At 70.7% G+C, this 3,310-nt stretch carries 2 protein-coding genes; both read left to right on the top strand.

Translation table 11 applies throughout. The annotated features are described in order from the left end of the window. Positions 1 to 1,266 (top strand): non-ribosomal peptide synthetase (locus AQI94_RS42220; protein ID WP_159050666.1); only part of this gene is annotated, 1,266 nt, incomplete at its 5' end. Continuing rightward, positions 1,263 to 3,310 (top strand): condensation domain-containing protein (locus tag AQI94_RS42215; RefSeq protein ID WP_159050665.1); only part of this gene is annotated, 2,048 nt, incomplete at its 3' end. The genes AQI94_RS42220 and AQI94_RS42215, both read left to right, overlap by 4 nt.

Here is a 3,310-nt window from a genome sequence, read left to right as displayed (position 1 = left end):
GTGTTGCAGTTCGCGTCCTTCAGTTTCGATGCGGCGGTGCTGGACATCGCGGTGACCCTTGCTCGCGGCGGAACGTTGGTGGTGCCCACCGGCGAGGAACGGGCGGAGGCGGAGGTCCTGACGGCGCTGGTCCGCGCGGAAGGTGTGGGTGCGGCGAGTGTGGTGCCGTCGTTGCTGGGTGTGCTGGACCCCGAGCAGGTGTCCGGTGTCGAGACGTTGTTGCTGGGTGCGGAGCGGCTGACGGAGCAGGTCGCCCAGGCGTGGTCGCCCGGTCGACGCCTGGTGAACACCTACGGCCCGACCGAGGCGACGGTGATGGTCACCGCGGGCGCGGTTGACGGGGTGGGGTTGCCTTCGATCGGGGCTCCGGTGGCCAACGCGCGCCTGTACGTCCTGGACGCGTCCCTGCATCCCGTCCCGGTGGGTGTGGCGGGTGAGGTGTTCATCGCCGGGCCGCAGGTGGCCCGTGGCTATGCCGGTCGTCCGGCCCTGACCGGTGAGCGTTTCCTTCCCGACCCCTTCATGGCGGACGGTTCGCGCATGTACCGCTCGGGCGACCGGGCCCGCTGGCTTCCCGACGGTCGGCTGGACTTCGTGGGCAGGGCGGATCAGCAGGTCAAGGTGCGTGGCTTCCGTATCGAACCCGGCGAGATCGAAGCCGTGCTGGCGGACCATCCGCGCGTGCGGTCGGCCGTCGTGGTGCCCTTCGGCGACGAGGACGACCGCCGACTGGCCGCCTACCTGGTCCCGGACGACCCGACCGAAGGCATCCCGCCGGTGTCCGACCTGCGCGCCCACGCCAGCGCCCACCTGCCCGCCTTCATGATCCCGTCCGTCTTCACCGAGCTGGCGGCCCTGCCCCTCACCCCGAACGGCAAGCTCGACCGGGCCGCCCTCCCCGCTCCCGACGGCGGGCGGGCCGGACTGGACGAGTTCGTGGCGCCGTCCGGCGACGCCGAGGAGGCGCTGGCGAGGCTCTGGGCACAGTTGCTCGGCAGCGAGCGGGTGGGGGCCACGGACAACTTCTTCGAACTGGGTGGGCACTCGCTGCTCGCCACCCAGGTGATCTCCCGGATTCGGGAAGTCTTCGAACTCGACATCCCCCTGTCCGCGCTGTTCGACCAACCGACCGTGCGCGGTCTGGCCGAGGTGGTCGAGGAGCGGATCTGGTACGAGATCGAACACATGTCAGAGGCGGAAGTGCTCCAGAACCTGGACCCCCAAGCGCGGGGTGCGGAGTCTGACGAGAACGGGGTTTCCTCATGAGTAACTCCCCTGCGGAGCTTCTGGCGGAGCTGGAGAACCGAGGCGTGCGCTTCGGCCTCACCGACGGCCGACTGCGGGTCTTCGCACCCAAGGGCGTCCTCACGGAGGAACTCCGGAGCCGGCTCCGGGAGTGCCGTGACGAGATCCGGGACCTGGTGGCCGAGCGGCGCTCCGCCCGTGACGCCGGGCAGGCCCCGGCCATCACGGCGGCCGACCGCACCCAGCGCCTGCCGCTGTCGTTCGCGCAGCAGCGCCTGTGGTTCCTGGACCAGCTCGAACCCGGCTCGGTGGAGTACAACGTGCCGATGCCGGTACGACTCGGCGGACCGCTCGACGTGGCCGCGCTGGGCGCTGCGCTCGACGCGGTCGTGGCCCGCCACGAGGTGCTGCGGACCCGCCTGGTGGCCGGTGCCGACGGTGTGCCGCACCAGGTGATCGACCTGCCCGCACCAGGTGCGCTGCCGCTGGCCGACGTGTCCGCCGCGTCCGACCGCGGGGCGGCCGCCTGGGCTCTGATGTCCGCGGACGCTGCCCTGCCGTTCAGCCTGGCGGACGGCCCGCTGATCCGTGCGCTGCTGATCCGGCTGGCCCCCGACGAGCACGTACTGGCGTTGTCGATGCACCACGTGGTGTTCGACGAGTGGTCCAAGCAGGTCTTCCGGCGTGAGCTGTCACAGCTGTACGACGCGTTCCGTGCGGGTGCGCCGGACCCGCTGCCGGCGCTGTCGGTGCAGTACGCCGACTTCGCCCTCTGGCAGCGGCAGTGGCTGGAAGGGGAGGTGCTGGAGGAACAACTCGCGTACTGGCGCGGCAAGTTGGCCGGTGCGCCCGTGCTGGAGCTGCCTACGGACCGCCCCCGCCCGCCCGTGTGGTCGCCGGCCGGTGCGGCGATTCGCTTCACCGTGCCCGAACGGACCGCGGACGCCTTGCGCGCCCTGTCCCGCCGCCGTGGCACAACCATGTTCATGACCCTGTTGGCCGCGTTCGACGTCCTGCTCGGCCGGTACGCGGGGACGGACGACGTGGTCGTGGGCACGCCGGTGGCGAACCGGAACCGCGCCGAGACGGAGCAGTTGATCGGGTTCTTCATCAACACCCTGGTGATGCGGACGGACCTCTCCGGCGACCCCTCCTTCGACGAACTCCTCGGCCGCGTCCGAGACACTGCTCTGGACGCCTACGCCCATCAGGACCTGCCCTTCGAGCAGGTGGTGGACGCGCTCGTCACCGACCGGGACCGCTCCCGCAGCCCCCTGTTCCAGGTCCTCTTCAACTACTTCACGGAGACCGGCGTCGATGCGGGCCGTCGGGGCCGCCCGGATGGCTCCGAAGCCGCCAACGGGCTGTCCGTCAGCACGGTGGAAGAGGACGTGATCGCGAAGTTCGACCTGCGGCTCATGCTCACCGACGACGGCCGTGAGCTCATCGGAGTCATCGAATACGGCACCGCGTTGTTCGAGGCGTCGACCGTGGAGCGGATGGCACGCCACTTCGTTGCCGTCCTGGACGCGGTGACGACCGACTCCGAGCAGAGTGTCGGCGACTTGCGGCTGCTGAGCGCCGACGAGGAAGACTTGCTGCTCAACGCGTGGAACGACACGGCTCGGCCGTTGCCGTCGGTGGGTGGGGTGCACGAGTTGATCGCTGCCCGGGCGGCGGAGTCTCCGCGGGCGACGGCCGTGGTGTGCGGTGAGGACTCGCTGACGTACGGGCAGTTGATGGCACGGGCCAACCGACTGGCCCACTATCTCCAGGGCGCAGGGGTGGGCCCCGAAACCCTCGTCGGTCTGTGCCTGCCGCGCGGTGTCGACATGGTGGTGGCTGTGTTGGGGGTGTGGCAGGCGGGAGGCGCGTACCTCCCCCTGGACCCCGAGTACCCGGCGGAGCGGCTGGCCTACATGCTGGCCGACAGCCGGGCCACGGTCCTCGTCGGTACCGAGGACATCATCGACGATCTGCCGGTGGGCCGACTGCGCACGGTGGCACTGGACGACCCGGCCGTCCGCGCCGGCCTGGCCGCCATGCCTGCCGAGTCACCCCGGAC

The organism is Streptomyces pseudovenezuelae (assembly GCF_001513955.1).
Classification (GTDB): Bacteria; Actinomycetota; Actinomycetes; order Streptomycetales; family Streptomycetaceae; genus Streptomyces; species Streptomyces pseudovenezuelae.
Note: the sequence above shows the minus strand (reverse complement) of the source record. Positions and strands in the feature narration are given on the sequence as shown.